This window comes from Mesorhizobium sp. Cs1321R2N1, assembly GCF_037179725.1.
Classification (GTDB): domain Bacteria; phylum Pseudomonadota; class Alphaproteobacteria; order Rhizobiales; family Rhizobiaceae; genus Mesorhizobium; species Mesorhizobium salmacidum.
Genome location: NZ_JAPYKP010000127.1, coordinates 1 through 18,044, shown reverse-complemented (window position 1 = coordinate 18,044; position 18,044 = coordinate 1). Strand labels below are relative to the sequence as shown.

Here is an 18,044-nt window from a genome sequence, read left to right as displayed (position 1 = left end):
AGGCGCACCGAGCGGCTGCTGCAAAGCGCCAAGCTGACGGCGACATGGGCGAGCCCGCCCTCGGCCGACGACGTGATACGGCGCGACGACGAGCGCATCCTTGCCGATCCGGCTTTCGACGAACCGGTGAAGGACGACGAGCGTGCATTCATCGACGCGCTTCTCGCCAGGCATGGTGCCGAACAGGTGGCGGCCGCCTTTGTGCGCCAGTGCCGCGCCAGCCGCTCCGCGCCCGAGGATCTGATGGACGTCGCGCCTTTCACACCTTCGCGCGAAAGACCGGCGGGCGAGAAGTTTGCGCACCGCGACGAGGCGCCCAGCCGCCGCGACGATTTCGGCGCCAGCGTCTGGTTCTCGCTGTCGGTCGGACGCCGGCAGAATGCCGAGCCGCGCTGGCTGATCCCGATGCTGTGCCGTGCCGGCAGCATCAGCAAGCGTGAGATCGGCGCGATCAAGATGCAGCCGGAAGAGACGTTCGTGCAGATCGCCGCCGACTGGGCCGAGCGTTTTCTCGCCGCGATCGGTCCCGACCGCAAATTGCAGGGCAACATCGTGGTGAAGCGGCTGGACGGCACGCCTGACCTGTCGCGGGCCGGCTACCAGCCGCCCAGCCCGGACAAGAAACCGCATCGCGGCAAGGCGCCGTTCGACCCGAACGCGCCGAAGCGCAGGTTCGAGAAGCGTGCACCGGCTTCCGCCGACCAGCGCCCGGCAGCCGCGCATGATGCAAAGCCGTGGGCGAAAAAGCCGGGCAAGCCGAAATTCGAAAATACCGGCGCGCCTAAGCACAAGAAGACGAAGAAGCGCCCGTCGTAAGACCGACGCGAAAGCCTCGCTGCTGATTTTTGCGTCATTTGCCGCGAAGGCGGTAGCTTATGGGCGGCTTGCCCATCGGTTCGGCCCTGTGCCACATCTTGGCAGGGACGTGGCGACAAGGGGTGGGCGATGCGCGGCGAAGTGCTTCACTATGACGAGGATCAGGGCTTCGGCTTCATCACCGGCGCCGACGGCAACCGCTACACCTTCACCCGCGAGAACCTGCGCCGGCAAACCGCGATGCCCAATGGGACGGTGGTGGAGTTCCAGGCGGGCGGCGGCCAGGCGCGAGACGTTTTTTCGATCGCTGGCCAAACCACCGCGAGCTCGACCGTGGCCGCCGGCATAAACGCCGCACCGGCTCCAGCCGGCACCGCACCCGCGGCCCGCGCACCGCAGGCGCAGCATTTCGGCCGATCCAGCGAGAGCGCAACCGCCGAATCCAGTGATCTCTGGGGCTATTTCTGGCGTGGCCTGACGCGGAACTACTTCAACTTCGCCGGCCGCGCCCGCCGCAAGGAATATTGGGGCTACTGCCTGTTCTGGGTGATCTGCCTGCTCATCATCGGCGGCATCGGCATCTTCACCGATATCGAAATGGGCAATTTCGACACCGATGTCTCCGCGGTGGTGACGGTCGGCCTCTGCGGCACCTTCCTCCTGGCGACGCTCCTGCCCGGCCTCGGCATGACCGTGCGCCGGCTGCACGATATCGGCCTGTCGGGCTGGCTCTATCTGCTGATCCTCATCCCCAGCATCGGCAGCCTGATCATCCTGGTCTTCGCGCTGATCCCGACCCAGGCGCGTGAAAACCAGTGGGGACCGGTGCCGGCTGGTGTCGGCATATAGCGTCGCGTGCACATGGCAATCATGAACAACCCAGTATCCGCTCATCGAATGTTGCGGCCGAAAATTCCGCTTGCAATTTAATCCGCGCACAGATAGTCTGTGCACGGATCGAAGGATCGATCGGACAAGACGGACGGAGCCAGGACAATGTGGACCAATGAATACACCGCGACTTCCCCGCTTCCGGCGCGAGCCATCTGGAACGCGCTCAAGGCCTTGCATGAAGGTCGCCTGACCTATGAGGGGTCCGACCTTTCGTGCCGCACGGGCCGTTCGCCAAGGGCACCCGCGTCTCGGTGACACCGGTCGGACAGGACACGTTCGAATCGACCATCGTCGATCTCGTCGACAATTTGACCTATGCCGATGAAACTTCGTTCGGTGACACCACGCTGCTGTTCCGGCACACGCTGGTGCCCGTCGAAGGCGGCACGCAGGTGACGCACCGGCTTGATATCTCGGGCCCTTCGGCCGCCGAGGTCGGCCCGGAACTCGGGCCGCAGATCAGTGGCGATTTCGACGTCTCGATGGCCAGGCTGTTCAAGCAGGCGGAGGCGTTGGCGAACCGTGGCTGAACTGGACACGCGCTTCAAGGGCGGACCATCGGAGAGCCCCGGATTGCTGCTCTGGCGGACCACGATGCGCTGGCAGCGTGTCATGACGGCGGCGCTGGCGCCGCTCGACCTGACACATGTCCAATTCGTGCTGCTCGCCTCGGCGATGTGGCTCGGCCGCAATGGCGAGCCGCCCAACCAGGTGCAGCTCGCCGCCCAGGCCGGCACGGAGGTGAAGATGACCTCGGACGTCGTCGCCCGGCTGGAAGTCAAGGGATTGATTGCACGCGAGGCCGACCCCCGGGATTCCCGAGCCAAGGTGATCCGCGTCACCGCCGCCGGAGTGGCCGCCGCACAGCAAGCGATCGTCGCCGTCGAGGCCGCCGACGCGGCCTTCTTCGAACCTGTGGACGAGGCGCAGCTCGTCGGCCTGCTGCGGCAGCTTGCCGGCGAGATCCGCTGAGGCCGAGCCGCCCTGCGGCTAGGCCAGGAATTTTGCGATGATTGCGTCGCCCATCTCGACGGTGCCAACCTCGGTCATGCCGGGGGAGAAAATATCCTTGGTGCGCCAGCCCTGGTCGAGCACGGCGGCGATTGAAGCTTCGAGCTTGTCGGCTTCATCGACCATGCCGAAGGAATAGCGCAGGCACATGGCGAAGGAGGCGATCATGGCGATCGGGTTGGCGATGCCCTTGCTGGCAATGTCGGGGGCCGAGCCATGTACCGGCTCGTAGAGCGCCTTGCGCTTCTTGGTCTTCACGTCGGGCGCGCCGAGCGAGGCCGACGGCAGCATGCCGATCGAGCCGGTCAGCATGGCGGCGATGTCGGACAGCATGTCGCCGAACAGATTGTCGGTGACGATGACGTCGAACTGTTTTGGCCAGCGCACCAGCTGCATGCCGCCGGCGTCGGCCAGCATGTGGTCGAGCTTGACGTCGGAATAGCGCGCCTTGTGGGTCTGGGTGACGACCTCGTTCCACAGCACGCCAGACTTCATGACGTTGCGCTTTTCCATCGAGGTGACGTGGTTCTTGCGGGTCCGCGCGAGCTCGAAAGCGACGCCCGAAATGCGCTCGATCTCGAACGTGTCGTAGACCTGCGTGTCGATGCCGCGCTTCTGGCCGTTGCCGAGATCGATGATCTGCTTGGGCTCGCCGAAATAGACGCCGCCGGTCAGCTCGCGCACGATGAGGATGTCGAGGCCTTCGACGACTTCCTGCTTCAACGAGGACGATGCGGCCAGCGCCGGATAGCAGATCGCCGGGCGCAGATTGGCGAACAGCTCCATGTCCTTGCGCAGCCGCAGCAGGCCGGCCTCGGGCCGCACCTCGTAAGGCACGGCATCCCACTTCGGCCCGCCGACGGCGCCGAACAGCACAGCGTCCGCGGCCATCGCTTTTTCCATATCGGCATCGGAAATCGCCGCGCCATGCGCATCGTAGGCACAGCCGCCGACCAGGCCCTCATCGGTGACAAAGCCGCTGCCGAGCGTTGCGTTCATGGCAGCTATCAGCTTCTTGACCTCGGCCATGGCCTCGGGGCCGATGCCGTCGCCGGGGAGCAGGAAAAGATGCTTCGTTGCCATGGAGAGCCGTCCCAGAAAGATTGCGTTTCGATTTTGCACAGCGTCCTTTGCACGCCAAGGAGGCGCGCGGCGCTGTGCGACCGCGGCCTTGCTAAACGCCAAGCGGTTGCAGCGCAAGGGGAGGATGAATGCTGGGACGAACGACCTTTCGCCGCGATCCTTCGCGCCCCCCTCTGCCCTGCCGGGCATCTCCCCCTCTAATGGGGAGATTGGCAGCCGCCTCGCCTCCTCGTTCGTTGTTGGAGATTGGCGAAAGCCGAGGTGACGTCAATCTCCCCACTTGAGGGGGAGATGGCCGGCAGGCCAGAGGGGGCGCTGTCCCGCCGGCATCTCAGGGTCTTCACGCGCGCTGACCCGCAGAGGGACCCTCACCGATGCGAGAGAATATTGACCAGCCGGCCAAGGGGATCTCGCACATAGAAGCGCCGGACGCCTCAGGGTTCGTCGGCCGGCCCATATTCGATGACGAAACCGGCGGCCTTCATGGCCTCGAGCGCCGCATCGACGTCATCGACCTCAATCGACAAGTCCGGCACCGGCGTACCGGACCCGCCTTGCGCCATGAAACTGACCTGCACCTGCATCGTTTCCCCGGAACCGTAGGTTACGATCCAGCCCTGATCCATCAGGATGTCGAGGCCAAGCACGCCATGGTAGAAACGGTTCGCCGCCGCCGCGTTCGGTGTCTCGATATTGGCCACGATGCGCCTGACCTTCATGGCGTAGGTCTCCTCAGGCCGTACGCCGCAGCGCCGTCACCTCGATCTCGATCTTCATTTCCGGCTTGTTGAGCTGGCACACGATCATCGTCGCCGCCGGCCTGATGTCGCCGAACGTCTCGCCGAGGATCGGGAAGACCACGTCCACGAAAGCCTGGTCGGTGACGTAGTAATGCGCCCGCACCACATCGGCCATGTCAAAGCCGCCGTCCTGCAACGCCTTGCCGATCGTCGCCAGGCAGTTGCGTGTCTGCGCCTCGACCGTGTCCGGCATCGTCATGGTCGCATAGTCGTAGCCGGTGGTGCCGGAGATGAAACACCAGTCGCCCTGCACCACCGCACGCGAATAGCCTGCGGTCTTTTCGAACGGCGAACCGGTGGAGATGAGCTTGCGCATGAAGGACCTCGCATGGTTGCAGCTACTCTGTGGGGAAAACGCCGATCCCGCCAAGGGCCAAGACGAATGGATCGACGGTGCAGGACCTGTGACGTCGATATGCCAGCTCGTGCGCCGGCTACCGTGAGGTGCTCTCCGTGCCGCCCCGGCACCGGCTCAGGGGTCCCAATTGCCCGTCATGCGTCAGCCGGGTTGGTCGTTGGCCGATTCAGCCGTTTCTCCGGTGAAGACAACCCTTGTGCCTTTGTGCACCTCAAGGGCGAGGTCTTCGGCATCCCAATTGGTCAGTCTGATGCAACCATGCGAAAAGGTCTTCCCGATCTTGCCTGGTTCGGGCGTGCCGTGAATCCCGTAACTTTCAATGGACAGATCGATCCAGACCGATCCGACAGGATTGTTAGGCCCGGCAGCGATGGTGAAGGGTCGTTTGGTTTTGACCCCCTTGAAGGCGAAGTTGGGATCATAGTGATAGGTGGGATTGTGGACTACGCGTGTGACTTGTGCCTCGCCGCTCGGCGCCGGCTTCTCTTCGCTTCCAATCGAGGCGGGATAGACCGAAACCACTTTGCCGGAATTGTCGAGAACGCGAACTTGGCGCGCGGCCTTGTCGACTTCGACGTTGGCAACGGCTGAGGGCGGATCGCCTCGGGCGATAGCCGGCACCAGCAGCTTTGCGCCCGCCCTCCTGAAGCTGATGCCCGGGTTGAGCCTTCGCAACAATTGTTCGCTGATGTGGAAGTGCTCTGCGATCCGTTCCAGCGAACTGCGATAGCCGAGCCTGCGCAGGCGAGCCATTCTTTCCATACCGGCCGGAATGCGCTTGGTAAACGGTCCACGGACATCCTTGCGCGTCAGCTCGTAATTCACAAGAACCGGGCCTGGTGAGGCTGCGGCCAGCTTGTCCCAGGTCTCCCGGTTGAGCTTGCCATCGGCGGGCAGCGCGTTGGCCGCCTGAAATGCCCGCACCGCCTTGGTGAAGTTCTCCGCCTGGCGGCCATCAATCAGGCCAGGCGAGAACCGCGCGCGGTCCAAAAGGATCTGTGCCTTCAGCACGGTCGCATCGACGCCCTTCGTTGCGGCTTCGCCGAATTGAGCATTGTTGATGGCGGCTGCGTCCAGCTTTGCCGCCTCCGTGGCGCCAGATGCGAAGGCCAACAAAACAAACGCCAGAAGAACGAGCCTGACCATCAATTTACTCCAGGCACTGCTGCGAAGCTGCTTCTATGACGCCGCGCGGCCGATCTGGTTCCATTTGCCCCACGAATATCGCCGTTGACGCGGGTTGGGCGAAGACCATCCTCGATCTCCGCGCCGGCGATCGGCGGCACTCAAAGGAAGAACGGCGTATAAACCGCAGTCCTGCGCGCGTCGGCAACAATGGACGGTTGTCGCGCGTAAGCCGGAGGAAATTCGCCTCGCCCTGTTTTCGCCGGAAATGCTCTACCTAATTCGCCGACCCCAGCGCTTTGTCCAGCGCCTCCTTCACGTCGGCCGGCCATGTCGCCAGCGCCGGCCAGGCGTTCGGTTGGCCATTGTCGCCGCGGCGGGCGAAATAGAGTTGGTGCTTGGCCGGGTCGACCGCCATGAAACCGTCATTGCCGCCGCAATCATGCGGCACGCAGCCGCTGGCGTAGAAGGCGCCGGACGCGGTCTTTTCCGTGCCGCCGCCGACCAGCAGGCTGGTCGCCATGTCGGGCATGTCCTTGCCGAGCAGTTTTTCGGCTTCCTTGTAGACGGCCTCGTTGTGGAAGGCGTCGATGATGTTCTGGTACTTTTCCGGATCAATGTCTTTCCAGTCGGTGCCGGGTTCCGGCATGTAGGTGAGATTGCCGGAAATCGTCAGCCCATCCGTCGGCGACCACTGCAGCGCCGGCTTCTGCTCCCCCGGCAAGAGATACGGCACGAAATAAATGGCGTTGTCGGACACCGCGGAGGGCGGCGCGCCGCACTCGTCCTGCTCGACCGTGGTGCCCTGGATCTCGCCGCCTTCCGGCTTCCAGACGATCACCGTCGCCGGGCCGCATTGATTGCCGCCATCGCCGACATTGAACAGCGCCACCTTGATGCCGCCGACCTCCACGATCTTGTCGAAGAAGACATCGTAGTTGCTGGCCAGTTGCTTGCCGTCATAGGCCAGCACCTTTTCGCCGTCCTGCTCCGGCTGCGTGATGGTCAGCTGACCGCCCTCGAACGGGATCGGCGCCTGCTTGTCATCCTCGGCCAGCGCCACGTTGCCCGTGCTTGACGCGCCCTGGTCGGCGGCGCCGGACGCATCGCGGGCCGGCACGAGCACAGTGCCGGTCTGTGCATGCGCGCCCGCGATCGTCAGAAACATCACCGCCGAAGCGCAAACGCCGGCCAGAAGCAAACGTGTCATGACTGTCCCTCCCTCGGTCGCCACGAACCCGACCGCTCGCGGCCGGGCCTATCTGTTCAGGGCTTCAGGCCCAGGGGCGCAGTTCGGCGTTCTTCTTCTCGAACGAGGCGATGGCGCCGGCCTTTTCCATGGTCAGGCCGATATCGTCGAGCCCGTTGAGCAGGCAGTGCCGCTTGAAATCGTCGAGGTCGAATGTGACCACGCCGCCGTCCGGACCACGGATTTCCTTGGCTTCGAGATCGACCGACAGAGTGGCGTTGGAGCCGCGCGAGGCGTCGTCCATCAGCTTCTCCAGGTCCTCGGGGCTGACGGTGATCGGCAGCACGCCGTTCTTGAAGCAGTTGTTGTAGAAGATGTCGGCGAACGAGGTCGAGATGACGCAGCGTATGCCGAAATCGAGCAGCGCCCATGGCGCGTGTTCCCGGCTCGAGCCGCAGCCGAAATTGTCGCCGGCGACCAGGATCTGCGCCTTGCGGTAGGCCGGCTTGTTGAGCACGAAATCCGGATTTTCCGAACCGTCGTCATTGTAGCGCATCTCGGCGAACAGGCCGGTGCCAAGCCCGGTGCGCTTGATCGTCTTGAGATAATCCTTCGGGATGATCATGTCGGTGTCGACATTGACGATCGGCATGGGAGCGGCGACGCCGGTGAGCTTGGTGAATTTTTCCATGGCTTTGGCCCGTGTTTTTCGTTGCGGGGATTTGCTGAGGCCCGGTTTACACAAAGCCGCGCGCAAATAAAAGGCAACTGTTTGTGGGTGCCGGCAAGAGGGTGCCGCACAAAAACGGCTTCGAAATCGCCGCCCGATGGTGCAGTCTGGTCCCATGGCAGAAAACGCCCACGTCCTCTACGCGCGCGAACCGACGCTCGGCATTCCCGAATTCCGCCGCGTGCTGGTGGAATCCGGTCTCGGCGAAGTCAGGCCCGTCGATGACGAGGCAAGGCTGAAGGCGATGCTGGAAGGCGCCAACCTGATCGTGACCGCCCGTCTCGAGATGGCCCCTCTCGACATGGCCCCTCTCGAAATGGCCCCTCTCGAAATGGAAGCCAAGCCGCTGATTGGCGTTGCCCGCTGCCTGACCGACTTTTCCTGGGTCTGCTACATCTCCGATCTCGCCGTCTCGGCCAAGGCGCAAGGCCTGGGCATCGGCAAGGGGCTGATGGACGAGGTTGTCCGGCAGCTCGGACCGTCGGTCGCCATCAGCCTGATCTCGATGCCCGATGCTGTCGGCTTCTACGAACGCATCGGCATGAAACGTATGCCCGACGCCTTCTGGATCTCCCGCAAGCGCTGATTTCTTCTCCCGCCTACGGCCAACAACGGGCATCTTGCCGCTTGACATGCAACCATTTGGTTGCATATTAAAGCCATGAGCATGGATGCAGCCTTTCGCGCCCTGGCGGACCCGACACGCCGGCAATTGCTGGACAGCCTCCATGCCAGGAATGGGCAGACGCTGAATGCGCTGTGCGCTGAGATGGCCATGACCCGCCAGGCGGTGACCAAGCACCTGGCGATCCTGGAGGAAGCAAACCTCGTCACCACCATACGCCGGGGCCGAGAGAAGGAGCACTACCTCAATCCGGTTCCGATCAATGAGATCGCCGAACGCTGGATCGGCAAATTCGAGCGGGGGCGGCTGACAGCCCTCAGCGAGCTGAAGAAACGCCTCGAAAGGGAAGACTGATGAGCAACAGCTTCGTTTATGTGACTTATATCCGAACCACGCCCGAAAAGCTCTGGGAAGCGTTGACCGACCCGGAGTTCAACCGGCAGTTTTTCCTCTGCTCCTATCAGGAGAGCGATTGGAAAGTGGGCTCCAGCTGGAAGCTGATCTTCCCGGACGGGCGAGTCGCCGACAGCGGCGAGATCCTCGAGATCGATCCGCCGCGACGCCTGGTCATAAAATGGCGCAATGAATGGATGCCCGAGATCAGGGAAGACGGCTACACGCGCTGCACCTTCACCATCGAACAGGAAGGCGAGTTGATGAAGCTTGCCGTCACCCATGAAGCGGACGGGCCGCACAAGCTGATCGGCGACGTTGCCAAGGGCTGGCCGCTGGTGCTGGCCAGCCTCAAGAGCCTGCTCGAGACCGGCAAGGGGTTCGAGCGCCCGCCATCGAAAGGGTGAAGGCTCGTTTTGCTAGCGAAACAAATCTGGAGACATCCATGATGCACGCTCTCAGGGTACGGAGCATGACCAATGGCGAGACCGTCATGACGTCCGCCGAGATGGAAGCACCTCCGGAACGCATCTTCGAGGCGCTGATCGGCAAGGAGGTAGAGCAATGGTGGGGGTCAGCCGAGACCTACCGGATGGTCGACTGGTCGGCCGACCCGCGCGTCGGCGGCCGTTGGACCGTTATTGTCCGCACGGCTGACGGCATGGACCTGCCGACCAGCGGCGAGTTCCTCGAAATCGAAGCGCCGCGCCGGATCGTGCAGACGCGGGCCTATGAGTGGGACCATCCTACGCTTGGCCGGCGGCAAACCATGGTCGCCTGGCTGCTGGAGCCGATTTCAAGGGGCACGCGCCTCACCATTTGCCATGGCGGCTTTGCCGGGCTGCATGAGGCGGCGGCCGAACATGCAAAGGGGTGGGCGCGGGTGCTGGCCTGGCTTCAAGCGCATGTCGAGGCTGGAAGGCGGGTTGCTGCGTGAGCCGCGGGTCGCTGCTTTGCATACCCTTTGTCCGCCTTGACCCGGATCTCGTCCGGTCCACATCCAATGCATGGCAAAACAGGTATGTTTCATAGGCACGGCCGGCTGGGGCATTCCGACACGATACCAGCAAGATTTTCCGCAACCCGGATCGCATCTCGAACGCTACGGCCGGCATTTTCCGATCGTCGAGATCGACACGTCCTTCTACAAGCCGCATCGCCGCGAGACCTACGAGCGCTGGGCGCGCGCCGTGCCGGAGCACTTTCGCTTCGCCGTCAAGCTGCCGAAGGCGATCACCCATGAGCGCCGTCTCGTCGACTGCAACGAGCTTTTGGAAAGCTTTCTCCAGCAGGTCGAAGGTCTCGGCGCAAAGCTGAGCGTGCTTGTGGCGCAGCTGCCGCCGAGCCTGCCCTTCGAGCCGGATGTCGCGCGCGGTTTCTTCGACAGCAGGCGAACAAAGGCCAGGCTGGTCTGCGAGCCGCGCCATGCCGGCTGGTTCGAACCGGACGCTGAAGCGCTTCTGGCCGATCGCCGGATCGCGCGTGTCGCCGCCGACCCCGCTCCGGTGCCATCTGCCGCGGTGCCGGGCGGCTGGCCTAGCCTCGCCTACTTCCGCTGGCACGGCACGCCGCGCGTCTATTACTCCGATTACGATGCCGAAAATCTCGCCCGATTTAGCCGACAATTGGAGGCAGCGGCCGCTGCGGGTGCCGAGGTCTGGGGCATCTTCGACAACACGGCCGGAGGCAATGCGCTGGGCAATGCGCTTAGGGTTGAGGCGATGATGGCGTAGACGCTTCTTCCTTCTCCCCTTGTGGGAGAAGGTGGATCGGCGCGCAGCGCCGAGACGGTTGAGGGGTGGGTGACGGATCGCCGTCCTTGCCAAGCTGGAACACCCCTCATCCGACCGAGCTTTGCTCGGCCACCTTCTCCCACAAGGGGAGAAGGGAGAGGCAGCCCAGCCCTTCAAATCACGTTCAATTCCCGGAACGCTCTTCCCTCAGCGATACGCGCATAGCCAAACGCCGAGCAGTCGATCGTCCGATAGCCGCCATGCACGATCAACTCGGCCAGCGCCTTGCCGACCGCCGGCGCCTGCTGCAGGCCGTGGCCGGAGAATCCGTTGGCGAAGAGGAAATTCGCCACCTCGGGATGCGGGCCAATCACGGCGTTCTGGTCCAGCGTGTTGTAGTCATAATGCCCGGCCCAGGCGCGCGTCGGCTTGATGGCCTCGAAGGCCGGGATGCGGGTCGCCAGCACCGGCCAGATCACCTCCTCGAACAGCGGCCAGTCGACCTCGAAATCCCCGGCATTGGCCGGGCCGTCGCCCTCTTCCGGCTCGGCGCCGCCGGTGAGGTAGACCGAGCCTTCCGGCCTGACATAGATGCCGGAGGGATCGACCAGCAGCGGCATGTCGGCATATTTCTCGTGCGCCTCGAAGACGAAGACATTGCGCTTGCGTGGCTCGACCGGCAGCGCCAGCTCTGCAAGGGCGGCGACCTTGCCGGCGTTCGGCCCGGCGGCATTGATGACGATGCCGGCCTCCAGCCGATCGCCATTGTCGAGGCTGACGCCGGTGACGCGGTCGCCCTGCCGCTCGATGCCGGAGACCGAAGCGCTGATGAAGTCGATCTTCTTCTCCCGCAACGCCTTGCGGAACAGCATCAGCATCGCATGGGCGTCGAACCAGCCTTCCCCGCTTCGGCCATAGGCGCCGGCGGTGATGCCTTCGGCCGACAGCCAGGGGAAGCGGCGCGTCAGCTGGTCGGCGTCCTCGAGCAGGATGTCTGCGCCCTCGGCGACCTGCGCCGCGTGATTGGCCTTCAGGATCGGCAGCCCGGCCTCGCCGGCAAGGATGAGATAGCCACCCTCGCGAAAACCGATATCGGCTTCGGCGCCGAATTCTTCCTTCAGCCGCCGGAACAGTTTCAGCGTGAATTGCGACAGGCGGATATTTTCCGGAATGGAGAATTGCTGGCGGATCGACGCCATGGACAGCGTCGTCGCCGCATGGGCGAATTGTGGGTCGCGTTCGATCAGCGCGATCGAGCCGGAAAACCCTTCCTCGCGCAGATAGTAGGCGACCGAGGACCCGACGATGGCTCCGCCGATGATGACGATGTCGTAGCGCACTTTTTTCTCCGATCCGCCGTCCGTCTTACGCGACCGGCAAGGTGATCTCGAAGCGCGTGCCGCGCTCGGTGTCAACCAGCCGGATCGTACCATCATGCGCTTTCAGGAGGGCCAGCACGATGCCCAGCCCCATGCCGGTGCCGCCGGTAGAGCGGCGCGTGGTGAAGAACGGCTCGAAGATGCGCGCTTGGTTGCTTGGCGAAATGCCGGCGCCATCGTCGCTGACCAGCACCGTCGCCTTGCCGCCGGTGCTTGCGGCAGTGATCGAAACTTGCGTCGCGCCGTGCCGGGCCGAATTATCGATGAGATTGCCAAATACGATTGCTCCGTTCTCGGCCGAGATGCGTAAGGCCAGATCGCCGCCGGCCTCGACGCGAACCGCGAGCCTGGTGTCGACGGGAAGCAGCGCCAGCGCCGCACCGACCGAGGTGCTTTCGCCGCTCGGTGCAAGGTTTTCGGCCCGTGCCAGGTCAAGCAGCCGCCGCACCAGCAAATTGAGCCGCCCGGCATCGGTGACGATATTGTTGGAGAAGCGCCGCCGCTCGTCATCGTCCATCGCCGAGCCGGAATCGCGCAGCAGTTCGGCAGCGCCCTGGATCGCCGTCAACGGCGACTTGAGTTCATGCGAGACATGGGTGGCGAAGGTCTGGATCGAGTCCGAGCGCGCCTGCAGTTTTTCGGCCATGTCGAGGAAGGCGGCGGACAATTCGGCCATTTCGCGCGTGCCATGATGGTCGAGCGGCCGGATCGCGCCGCGCTCGCCGGCGGCAATGCGCTGGGTGCGGTCGATCAGCGCATAGATCGGCCGGCTGACGGTGCGCAGGAAGACGAGGCCGATGAGCAGCGTGCCGCCGAGGATGGCGATCGCCGCCGCTGTCACCTTGCCGCGTTCGCCATAGAGATGTTTTATGATGTTGTTGGGCGTCCGCGAGACATAGACCACGCCGGCGACCTTGCGGTCGACGGCAACCGGCAGCGCGACGAAGACGCGCACCCTGGTGCCGCGGCTGACCGAATAGAGCGGCGGCGGCGGCTGGTTGGGGATACGCAGCCTGAGCGCGCTGGCATAGTGCCCGGCGAGGGCCTCACGCACCTCCTCGACCTCGGCAAGCGACTGCCCGATCTCGTCGCGCCCGGCAATGACGACACCTGTGGGGTCAAGCAGCCGGAAGCCGGCCGGCGTGGTTTTCTGCGTCGCGTCGAGAATGCCGGTCAGCCGCGCGCCGATCGCGGCGAAGGCTGGATCGGCCGTGGCAGGCGTCCCCGCCGGCCGGGTCGCAAGCACGTAATCCGAGGCGAGATCGAGCTGCGGCTCGATCGGCCGATAAGGCGAATCGGCGCCTCGGTTCGCGGTGCCATTGGCCTCAGGCATCGGCACACCGAGCTTGTCTCCGGAAATGCCGGCGTCGCGCACCTCCTGCGCATAGATGGCGGCGATCGCCGCACCTTGCGCGATCAGCTCCGCCTCGGTCTGGCGGATCAACTGGTTTTCGTAGAGGCGGAAGAAGAACAGGCCGACCAGCGGCAAGGCCATCACCAGGATCAGGATGGCGACGACGACCGTGGCGAGGCGCGGCCGCCATTTGCGGCCGCTCCACTTGCTTGAGGTCGTCAGCCGCATCGGCCGAGCCGGAAGCCGACGCCGTGCACCGTCTCGATGGCATCCAGGCATCCGACCGCCGCCAGCTTGGCGCGGATGTTGCGGATATGGCTGTCGACGGTGCGGTCGGCGACATGGATCTTGCCGGCATAGGCACTGGCCATCACCGCGTCGCGATCGAGCACGTGGGTGGGCCGCGCCAGAAACCCTTTCAGGATCGAGAATTCTATTCCGGTCAGGGCAAGCGGCCGGCCGTCGAAGCCGGCGCTATGGCTGGCCGGCACTAGCGTGAGCTTGCCATGGGTGAACTGCCTGTCGTCAACCGGTTCGGGCCCTGCCGGGCGGGCGCGCCGCAGGATGACGTTGACGCGGGCGACCAGTTCGCGCGGGCTGAACGGCTTTATCACATAATCGTCGCCGCCCATTTCGAGCCCGAGGATGCGGTCGATCTCTTCGTCGCGCGCGGACAGGAACAGCACCGGCACGTCTGATCGCTGGCGCAGCCGCCGGCAGACCTCCAGCCCGTCCATCTCCGGCATGCCGATGTCGAGCACGACAAGGTCGGGCATGTGCCGTTCGATCGCCTGCAGGGCGGCGGCGCCATCGGACACGGCAGCCGTCTTCATGCCGGCCTTTTCCAGCGCGAAACAGATCACTTCGCGGATATGCGGGTCATCGTCGGCGACAAGAATGTGATGCGGCATCGGTCAGCGGTCCGGCAAGGAAGGTTGCGAAGGCTGAGGAAGCACGAGCGACCCCTTGCTGTCGAGATATCGAAGCAGGCGCCAGTCACGAAAGCGCCAGTCACGCCAGTTCCGCTGGACGCTGCGATACCAGTCTTCGTCGCTGGCCCGCAATCCTTCAAGTTCGCGGACAGCGCCCGCGTCCGGGGTCTTGTTCTGATGATCGAAGAAGCGATCGAGTGCCGGAAACGCGCCTGGACCGAGCGAGCGCAGATACCAGGCGTCGAGGGGAATGACCTGGCCGGTCATTTCAACGGAACGGTCGACATTGTAGTTGGCGATCAGCACGGCGACGTTGATGAAACAGCAGGCATAAGCGCTAGGGATAACTTCGGAAGATTGGCGGACCGCGGCCATGGATTTTCCGAGCGCGATGCGGGCGGACAAAGGGGATGACAATTGCGGCGGGCTTGGCGCGTGGCGGGTCGACCAGCCACCAGCCTTCGCTGCGCAGCCGATAGGGCAGACGGGGTTTTGCTCGCTTGTGCATGCCGCCTGTCTCGCAGGCTGGTAGGGAAGCGATGCGGCGGATCGGAGGAGGTTTTCCGCAGGCGAGTGCAGTTTTCGTGCAGCGCTGGTGCGCTGCCCGCCATCGGTTCCGGACGTTGGCGCCGCCCCAGCCAGGCTCCTTTCCTCTCCCTCCGGACTAGGCGATCGACGGGGGAGAGGAAGGGTCCCCTTCCGCAACTGCTGCAGAGGACGGACAGGCAAGGGGCAGCGCAAGCTTTCGCGGTTGGCTCGTGTCAGGTACCGGGCGGACGCTTGCCTCGACCAGCCACACGCGGCATAGATCGGACATGGAACCCTACCGCCCGCGCCGCTCCGTGCTCTATGTCCCGGCCTCCAACGAGAAGGCGCTGGCCAAGATCGCCCAGCTTGCCTGCGACGCCGTCATCATCGATCTGGAGGACGCCGTCGCCCCCGCCGACAAGATCGCCGCGCGCGAAAAACTGGCCGGCATTTTCGCCAACCGCCCTGATGCCGACCACAATGGCCGGCGCTGCGAGATGGTGGTGCGCGTCAATGCGCTGTCCAGCGAATGGGGCACTGACGATCTTGCGGCCGTCGCCAAGGCGGAACCGGACGGCATCCTGCTGCCAAAGGTCGACACACCGCGCGACGTGCTCGAGGTCGGCGATGTGCTGGACGACAATTTTGCTCCCGACAGCGTGAAACTATGGGCGATGATCGAGACGCCCAAGGCCATGCTCAACATCGGCGCCATCGCCGAACTCGGCCGTGATCCCGCCTCGCGGCTGGATTGTTTCATTGCCGGAACGAATGACCTTATCAAGGAGACCGGCGTGCTGGCGATGCCGGACCGCGCCTATCTCCTGCCATGGCTGATGCAGATGCTGCTGGCGGCGCGCGCCGGCGGCCTCGACATGCTCGACGGGGTGTTCAACGATTTTCGCGATCCGGATGCGTTTGCGCGCGAGTGCGCTCAGGCCGCCGCCATGGGCTTTGACGGCAAGACGCTGATCCATCCATCGCAGATCGAGGCCGCCAACCGTGCCTTCGCCCCGTCGGCGCAGGCGCTGGCCGAGGCGCGCGCGGTGAAGGATGCCTTCGCGCTGGCGCAAAACAGCGGCAAGGGCGTCATCGCGCTGAATGGCAGGATGGTCGAGCGGCTGCACCTGGCGCAGGCCGAAAAACTGCTGGCGAAGGCCGCCGCCATCGGCGCATGATATTCGTCGACTTGGGGTACATGACAGGAATTGGACGATGAAACTCTACCGCTTTCTCACCGCCCCGGACGACGCCAGCTTCTGCCATAAGGTGACGGCGGCGCTGAACAAGGGCTGGCATCTGTTCGGCTCGCCGACCTACGCCTATGACAAGAAAGCCAAGACCATGCGCTGCGGCCAGGCCGTGGTGAAGGATGTCGACGGCCAGGAATACGGGCCGGATACCAAGCTCAGCGACTGGTAGCTGGAAAGCGCGGAGGCTCCTCTCTTTTCGTCATCCTAGGGTAAAGCAAGGAGCGAAGCGAGGCGGCGCAGACCCCTAGGGTGACGAAAGTGGTCTACTCAGCAGCCTCTTCGATCTTCTCCATATCATCGTCGGACAGGCCGAAATGGTGGCCGATTTCGTGGATCAGCACGTGGGTGACGATGTCGCCCAGCGATTCCTCGTTTTCGGCCCAGTAGTCCAGCATGGCGCGGCGATAGAGCGTGATGCGGTTCGGGCCTTCGCCGGTTTGCGGGTTCCAGCGTTCAGCGATGCCGCGCCCCTCGAACAGGCCGAGCAGGTCGAACGGCGTCTCCAGCGACAAATCGTCCATGATCTCGTCGGTCGGGAATTCGGCGATCTGGATGACGATCTCGCCGGTCAGCTTGCGAAATTCCTCCGGCAGATGGGCGTAGGCCTCCAGGGCCAGGAACTCCAGTTCCTCCATCGAGGGCGCAAGTTCGCCATGCCAGGTGCGGGTCTTGTAAATGCGGGCCATGCTTTGTCCTTTGATCCCGGCATATAGGCTTTCGTGCCGGTCCAGGCAAATGGCGCGGCAATTTCTCATGCCGGACCTTCCACCATCGCGCAGCGCCGGCCAGGGCGTCTCATTTGGTGGCCGCGTTAATTTCGCCGCTAGGAAGCCTCGATGACGAATACGTTGGCGATTGGCGAGGAAACGCCCATCACTTCGTCATTCTGGGGCGGAGCAAGGAGCGCAGCGACGCGGCGCAGACCCCGGAATCCATGCCGGGACTCCGGTGCGCTGCCACGGTGCAGAATTTGCTCCGCTGCACTTCACGGCCAAGGTCGCGGCATGGATCCCAGGGTCTCCGCGACGCCGCTGCGCGGCTGCTTCGCCCAGGGATGACGACCTCATGGTGACGTGCGGACATGTGAATGTCGGACTCATGTGCCGATACGTGCAGGAATAAATTCCTCATGACTCTGCTTGACTCTTCGGATCGCCTCTGGAATCTATAGGAACATAACAGGAACAATTGTGAGTGGAAGCTGACCGTCATGGCGATGACCGCCGTGGCGCGGGAGACTGTTTTTGCCCTGCGCCGCCAGATCGCGAAAATAGAGGGAACGCTGCCCGAGCGCCTGCAGGCGCCGGCGGCGGCGACCCTTGATGCCGGCGCCGGCCCCCGCAGCGATCTGACGATCGTACGGCGCGGCCTTGCCGCGGCCTTGCCGGATGCTTTCCTGCCCATCGGCATCGAGCGGCTCGATGCCGCGCTCAGCGGCGGCCTGCCGAAAGCCGCCCTGACCGAAATCCATGGCCTGGAAACCCGCGATGCGGGAGCCGTGGCCGGCTTCGCTCTGTCGCTCGTCAGCCTGATCCTCAACCGGGCGCAGGGGTTGCCCGTCTTATGGGTCGGAACATCGGAAATTTTCCACGAGGCCGGCTTTCCCTACGCCAGGGGGCTGCATGGCTGCTTCGGCATCGAGCCCGGACAATTGCTGTTTTCCGAGGCGCCCAGGCTTGTCGATGCGCTGTGGGTCGCCGAGGAAGCCGCCAGGATGACCGCGCTTGCCGCCGTTATCCTGGAAATCCGTGGCAATCCGCAGCGGCTCGACCTGACCGCGACACGCCGGCTGCATGCAAGGGCGCAAGCTACCGGCCGGCCGGTGTTCCTGCTGCGGCAGG

22 protein-coding genes and 1 pseudogene are annotated in these 18,044 nt (G+C 64.1%); 12 read left to right on the top strand and 11 right to left on the bottom strand.

All coding sequences use genetic code 11. The features are described from left to right. From O7A61_RS24830 to O7A61_RS24815, 4 genes are all read left to right on the top strand, one after another. A partial coding sequence (locus tag O7A61_RS24830; RefSeq protein WP_337132076.1) for a DbpA RNA binding domain-containing protein occupies window positions 1-816 on the top strand: 816 nt, incomplete at its 5' end. Between the two features lie 129 nt (window positions 817-945). Continuing rightward, complete coding sequence (locus O7A61_RS24825; protein WP_337132075.1) at window positions 946-1,665, top strand: DUF805 domain-containing protein; 720 nt, start codon at window positions 946-948, stop codon at window positions 1,663-1,665. A gap of 257 nt (window positions 1,666-1,922) precedes the next feature. After that, window positions 1,923-2,240 carry a polyketide cyclase gene (locus tag O7A61_RS24820; protein WP_337132074.1) on the top strand — a complete coding sequence of 106 codons (318 nt, stop codon included), beginning with the start codon at window positions 1,923-1,925 and terminating at the stop codon, window positions 2,238-2,240. Further along, entirely contained in the window at window positions 2,233-2,682 is a 450-nt protein-coding gene (locus O7A61_RS24815) for a MarR family winged helix-turn-helix transcriptional regulator (RefSeq protein WP_337132073.1), read from the top strand. Before O7A61_RS24820 ends, O7A61_RS24815 begins: the two co-directional genes overlap by 8 nt. A gap of 18 nt (window positions 2,683-2,700) precedes the next feature. On the opposite strand, the gene leuB is transcribed toward O7A61_RS24815, so the two are convergent. The 6 genes and pseudogenes from leuB to leuD form a co-directional block, all read right to left on the bottom strand. Further along, window positions 2,701-3,804 carry a 3-isopropylmalate dehydrogenase gene (gene leuB / locus O7A61_RS24810; RefSeq protein WP_337132072.1) on the bottom strand — a complete coding sequence of 368 codons (1,104 nt, stop codon included), beginning with the start codon at window positions 3,802-3,804 and terminating at the stop codon, window positions 2,701-2,703. Between the two features lie 368 nt (window positions 3,805-4,172). Continuing rightward, window positions 4,173-4,523 (bottom strand): annotated as a pseudogene (locus tag O7A61_RS24805) (VOC family protein). A 13-nt stretch (window positions 4,524-4,536) separates the two neighbouring features. Next, window positions 4,537-4,920: a RidA family protein gene (locus O7A61_RS24800; protein ID WP_337132071.1), complete on the bottom strand. Its 384-nt coding sequence runs from the start codon at window positions 4,918-4,920 to the stop codon at window positions 4,537-4,539. 183 nt (window positions 4,921-5,103) lie between these two features. Beyond that, window positions 5,104-6,108, bottom strand: a complete 1,005-nt coding sequence (locus tag O7A61_RS24795; protein WP_337132070.1) for a L,D-transpeptidase family protein — start codon at window positions 6,106-6,108, stop codon at window positions 5,104-5,106. Window positions 6,109-6,364: 256 nt separating this feature from the next. Then, window positions 6,365-7,297 carry a hypothetical protein gene (locus O7A61_RS24790; RefSeq protein ID WP_337132069.1) on the bottom strand — a complete coding sequence of 311 codons (933 nt, stop codon included), beginning with the start codon at window positions 7,295-7,297 and terminating at the stop codon, window positions 6,365-6,367. A 64-nt stretch (window positions 7,298-7,361) separates the two neighbouring features. Further along, window positions 7,362-7,967 (bottom strand): 3-isopropylmalate dehydratase small subunit, encoded by a 606-nt coding sequence (leuD, locus tag O7A61_RS24785; RefSeq protein ID WP_027145969.1) that lies wholly within the window; start codon window positions 7,965-7,967, stop codon window positions 7,362-7,364. 154 nt (window positions 7,968-8,121) lie between these two features. Here leuD and O7A61_RS24780 point away from each other — a divergent pair, with 154 nt between their 5' ends. The 5 genes from O7A61_RS24780 to O7A61_RS24760 all read left to right on the top strand — a co-directional run bounded on the left by O7A61_RS24780 (window position 8,122) and on the right by O7A61_RS24760 (window position 10,757). Continuing rightward, on the top strand, window positions 8,122-8,592 hold the full coding sequence (locus O7A61_RS24780; protein WP_337132068.1) for a GNAT family N-acetyltransferase: 471 nt from the start codon (window positions 8,122-8,124) through the stop codon (window positions 8,590-8,592). A 75-nt stretch (window positions 8,593-8,667) separates the two neighbouring features. Continuing rightward, the gene (locus O7A61_RS24775) at window positions 8,668-8,985 is read left to right on the top strand and encodes an ArsR/SmtB family transcription factor (protein WP_084636878.1); all 318 of its coding nucleotides are present in this window, start codon (window positions 8,668-8,670) and stop codon (window positions 8,983-8,985) included. After that, window positions 8,985-9,431: an SRPBCC family protein gene (locus O7A61_RS24770; RefSeq protein WP_337132067.1), complete on the top strand. Its 447-nt coding sequence runs from the start codon at window positions 8,985-8,987 to the stop codon at window positions 9,429-9,431. The genes O7A61_RS24775 and O7A61_RS24770 overlap by 1 nt, the downstream gene beginning before the upstream one ends. 38 nt (window positions 9,432-9,469) lie before the next feature. Then, window positions 9,470-9,961: an SRPBCC family protein gene (locus O7A61_RS24765; protein WP_337132066.1), complete on the top strand. Its 492-nt coding sequence runs from the start codon at window positions 9,470-9,472 to the stop codon at window positions 9,959-9,961. Window positions 9,962-10,031: 70 nt separating this feature from the next. Beyond that, window positions 10,032-10,757 carry a DUF72 domain-containing protein gene (locus tag O7A61_RS24760; protein WP_337132065.1) on the top strand — a complete coding sequence of 242 codons (726 nt, stop codon included), beginning with the start codon at window positions 10,032-10,034 and terminating at the stop codon, window positions 10,755-10,757. 173 nt (window positions 10,758-10,930) lie between these two features. Here O7A61_RS24760 and O7A61_RS24755 read toward each other — a convergent pair whose 3' ends face one another. From O7A61_RS24755 to O7A61_RS24740, 4 genes are read right to left on the bottom strand one after another with little or no spacing between them, the layout of a single operon-like run. Then, window positions 10,931-12,097, bottom strand: a complete 1,167-nt coding sequence (locus O7A61_RS24755) for an NAD(P)/FAD-dependent oxidoreductase (protein ID WP_337132064.1) — start codon at window positions 12,095-12,097, stop codon at window positions 10,931-10,933. A 25-nt stretch (window positions 12,098-12,122) separates the two neighbouring features. After that, entirely contained in the window at window positions 12,123-13,718 is a 1,596-nt protein-coding gene (locus O7A61_RS24750) for a sensor histidine kinase (RefSeq protein WP_337132063.1), read from the bottom strand. Next, window positions 13,709-14,401 carry a response regulator transcription factor gene (locus tag O7A61_RS24745; protein ID WP_337132062.1) on the bottom strand — a complete coding sequence of 231 codons (693 nt, stop codon included), beginning with the start codon at window positions 14,399-14,401 and terminating at the stop codon, window positions 13,709-13,711. The genes O7A61_RS24750 and O7A61_RS24745 overlap by 10 nt, the downstream gene beginning before the upstream one ends. A 3-nt stretch (window positions 14,402-14,404) precedes the next feature. Further along, window positions 14,405-14,797, bottom strand: coding sequence for a DUF4153 domain-containing protein (locus O7A61_RS24740; RefSeq protein ID WP_337132061.1), 393 nt, complete (start codon window positions 14,795-14,797; stop codon window positions 14,405-14,407). A gap of 440 nt (window positions 14,798-15,237) precedes the next feature. Between O7A61_RS24740 and O7A61_RS24735 the strand changes: the two genes are divergently transcribed. Next, window positions 15,238-16,128: an HpcH/HpaI aldolase/citrate lyase family protein gene (locus tag O7A61_RS24735; protein ID WP_337132060.1), complete on the top strand. Its 891-nt coding sequence runs from the start codon at window positions 15,238-15,240 to the stop codon at window positions 16,126-16,128. Between the two features lie 37 nt (window positions 16,129-16,165). Continuing rightward, window positions 16,166-16,372, top strand: a complete 207-nt coding sequence (locus O7A61_RS24730) for a DUF1737 domain-containing protein (protein ID WP_027145959.1) — start codon at window positions 16,166-16,168, stop codon at window positions 16,370-16,372. Window positions 16,373-16,466: 94 nt separating this feature from the next. On the opposite strand, the gene O7A61_RS24725 is transcribed toward O7A61_RS24730, so the two are convergent. After that, on the bottom strand, window positions 16,467-16,889 hold the full coding sequence (locus O7A61_RS24725; RefSeq protein WP_337132059.1) for a metallopeptidase family protein: 423 nt from the start codon (window positions 16,887-16,889) through the stop codon (window positions 16,467-16,469). A 524-nt stretch (window positions 16,890-17,413) separates the two neighbouring features. Between O7A61_RS24725 and O7A61_RS24720 the strand changes: the two genes are divergently transcribed. Next, a partial coding sequence (locus tag O7A61_RS24720; protein WP_442921115.1) for an ImuA family protein occupies window positions 17,414-18,044 on the top strand: 631 nt, incomplete at its 3' end.

Excerpts from the sequence above, each read along its gene's own strand:
- O7A61_RS24795 (WP_337132070.1), bottom strand. The coding sequence starts at position 6,108 with ATGGTCAGGCTCGTTCTTCTGGCGTTTGTTTTGTTGGCCTTCGCATCT.
- O7A61_RS24790 (WP_337132069.1), bottom strand. The coding sequence starts at position 7,297 with ATGACACGTTTGCTTCTGGCCGGCGTTTGCGCTTCGGCGGTGATGTTT.
- O7A61_RS24770 (WP_337132067.1), top strand. The coding sequence starts at position 8,985 with ATGAGCAACAGCTTCGTTTATGTGACTTATATCCGAACCACGCCCGAA.
- O7A61_RS24740 (WP_337132061.1), bottom strand. The coding sequence starts at position 14,797 with ATGGCCGCGGTCCGCCAATCTTCCGAAGTTATCCCTAGCGCTTATGCC.
- O7A61_RS24800 (WP_337132071.1), bottom strand. The coding sequence starts at position 4,920 with ATGCGCAAGCTCATCTCCACCGGTTCGCCGTTCGAAAAGACCGCAGGC.
- O7A61_RS24760 (WP_337132065.1), top strand. The coding sequence starts at position 10,032 with ATGGCAAAACAGGTATGTTTCATAGGCACGGCCGGCTGGGGCATTCCG.
- O7A61_RS24765 (WP_337132066.1), top strand. The coding sequence starts at position 9,470 with ATGATGCACGCTCTCAGGGTACGGAGCATGACCAATGGCGAGACCGTC.
- O7A61_RS24735 (WP_337132060.1), top strand. The coding sequence starts at position 15,238 with ATGGAACCCTACCGCCCGCGCCGCTCCGTGCTCTATGTCCCGGCCTCC.
- O7A61_RS24825 (WP_337132075.1), top strand. The coding sequence starts at position 946 with ATGCGCGGCGAAGTGCTTCACTATGACGAGGATCAGGGCTTCGGCTTC.
- leuD (WP_027145969.1), bottom strand. The coding sequence starts at position 7,967 with ATGGAAAAATTCACCAAGCTCACCGGCGTCGCCGCTCCCATGCCGATC.
- O7A61_RS24775 (WP_084636878.1), top strand. The coding sequence starts at position 8,668 with ATGAGCATGGATGCAGCCTTTCGCGCCCTGGCGGACCCGACACGCCGG.
- O7A61_RS24730 (WP_027145959.1), top strand. The coding sequence starts at position 16,166 with ATGAAACTCTACCGCTTTCTCACCGCCCCGGACGACGCCAGCTTCTGC.
- O7A61_RS24725 (WP_337132059.1), bottom strand. The coding sequence starts at position 16,889 with ATGGCCCGCATTTACAAGACCCGCACCTGGCATGGCGAACTTGCGCCC.
- O7A61_RS24745 (WP_337132062.1), bottom strand. The coding sequence starts at position 14,401 with ATGCCGCATCACATTCTTGTCGCCGACGATGACCCGCATATCCGCGAA.
- leuB (WP_337132072.1), bottom strand. The coding sequence starts at position 3,804 with ATGGCAACGAAGCATCTTTTCCTGCTCCCCGGCGACGGCATCGGCCCC.
- O7A61_RS24750 (WP_337132063.1), bottom strand. The coding sequence starts at position 13,718 with ATGCGGCTGACGACCTCAAGCAAGTGGAGCGGCCGCAAATGGCGGCCG.
- O7A61_RS24780 (WP_337132068.1), top strand. The coding sequence starts at position 8,122 with ATGGCAGAAAACGCCCACGTCCTCTACGCGCGCGAACCGACGCTCGGC.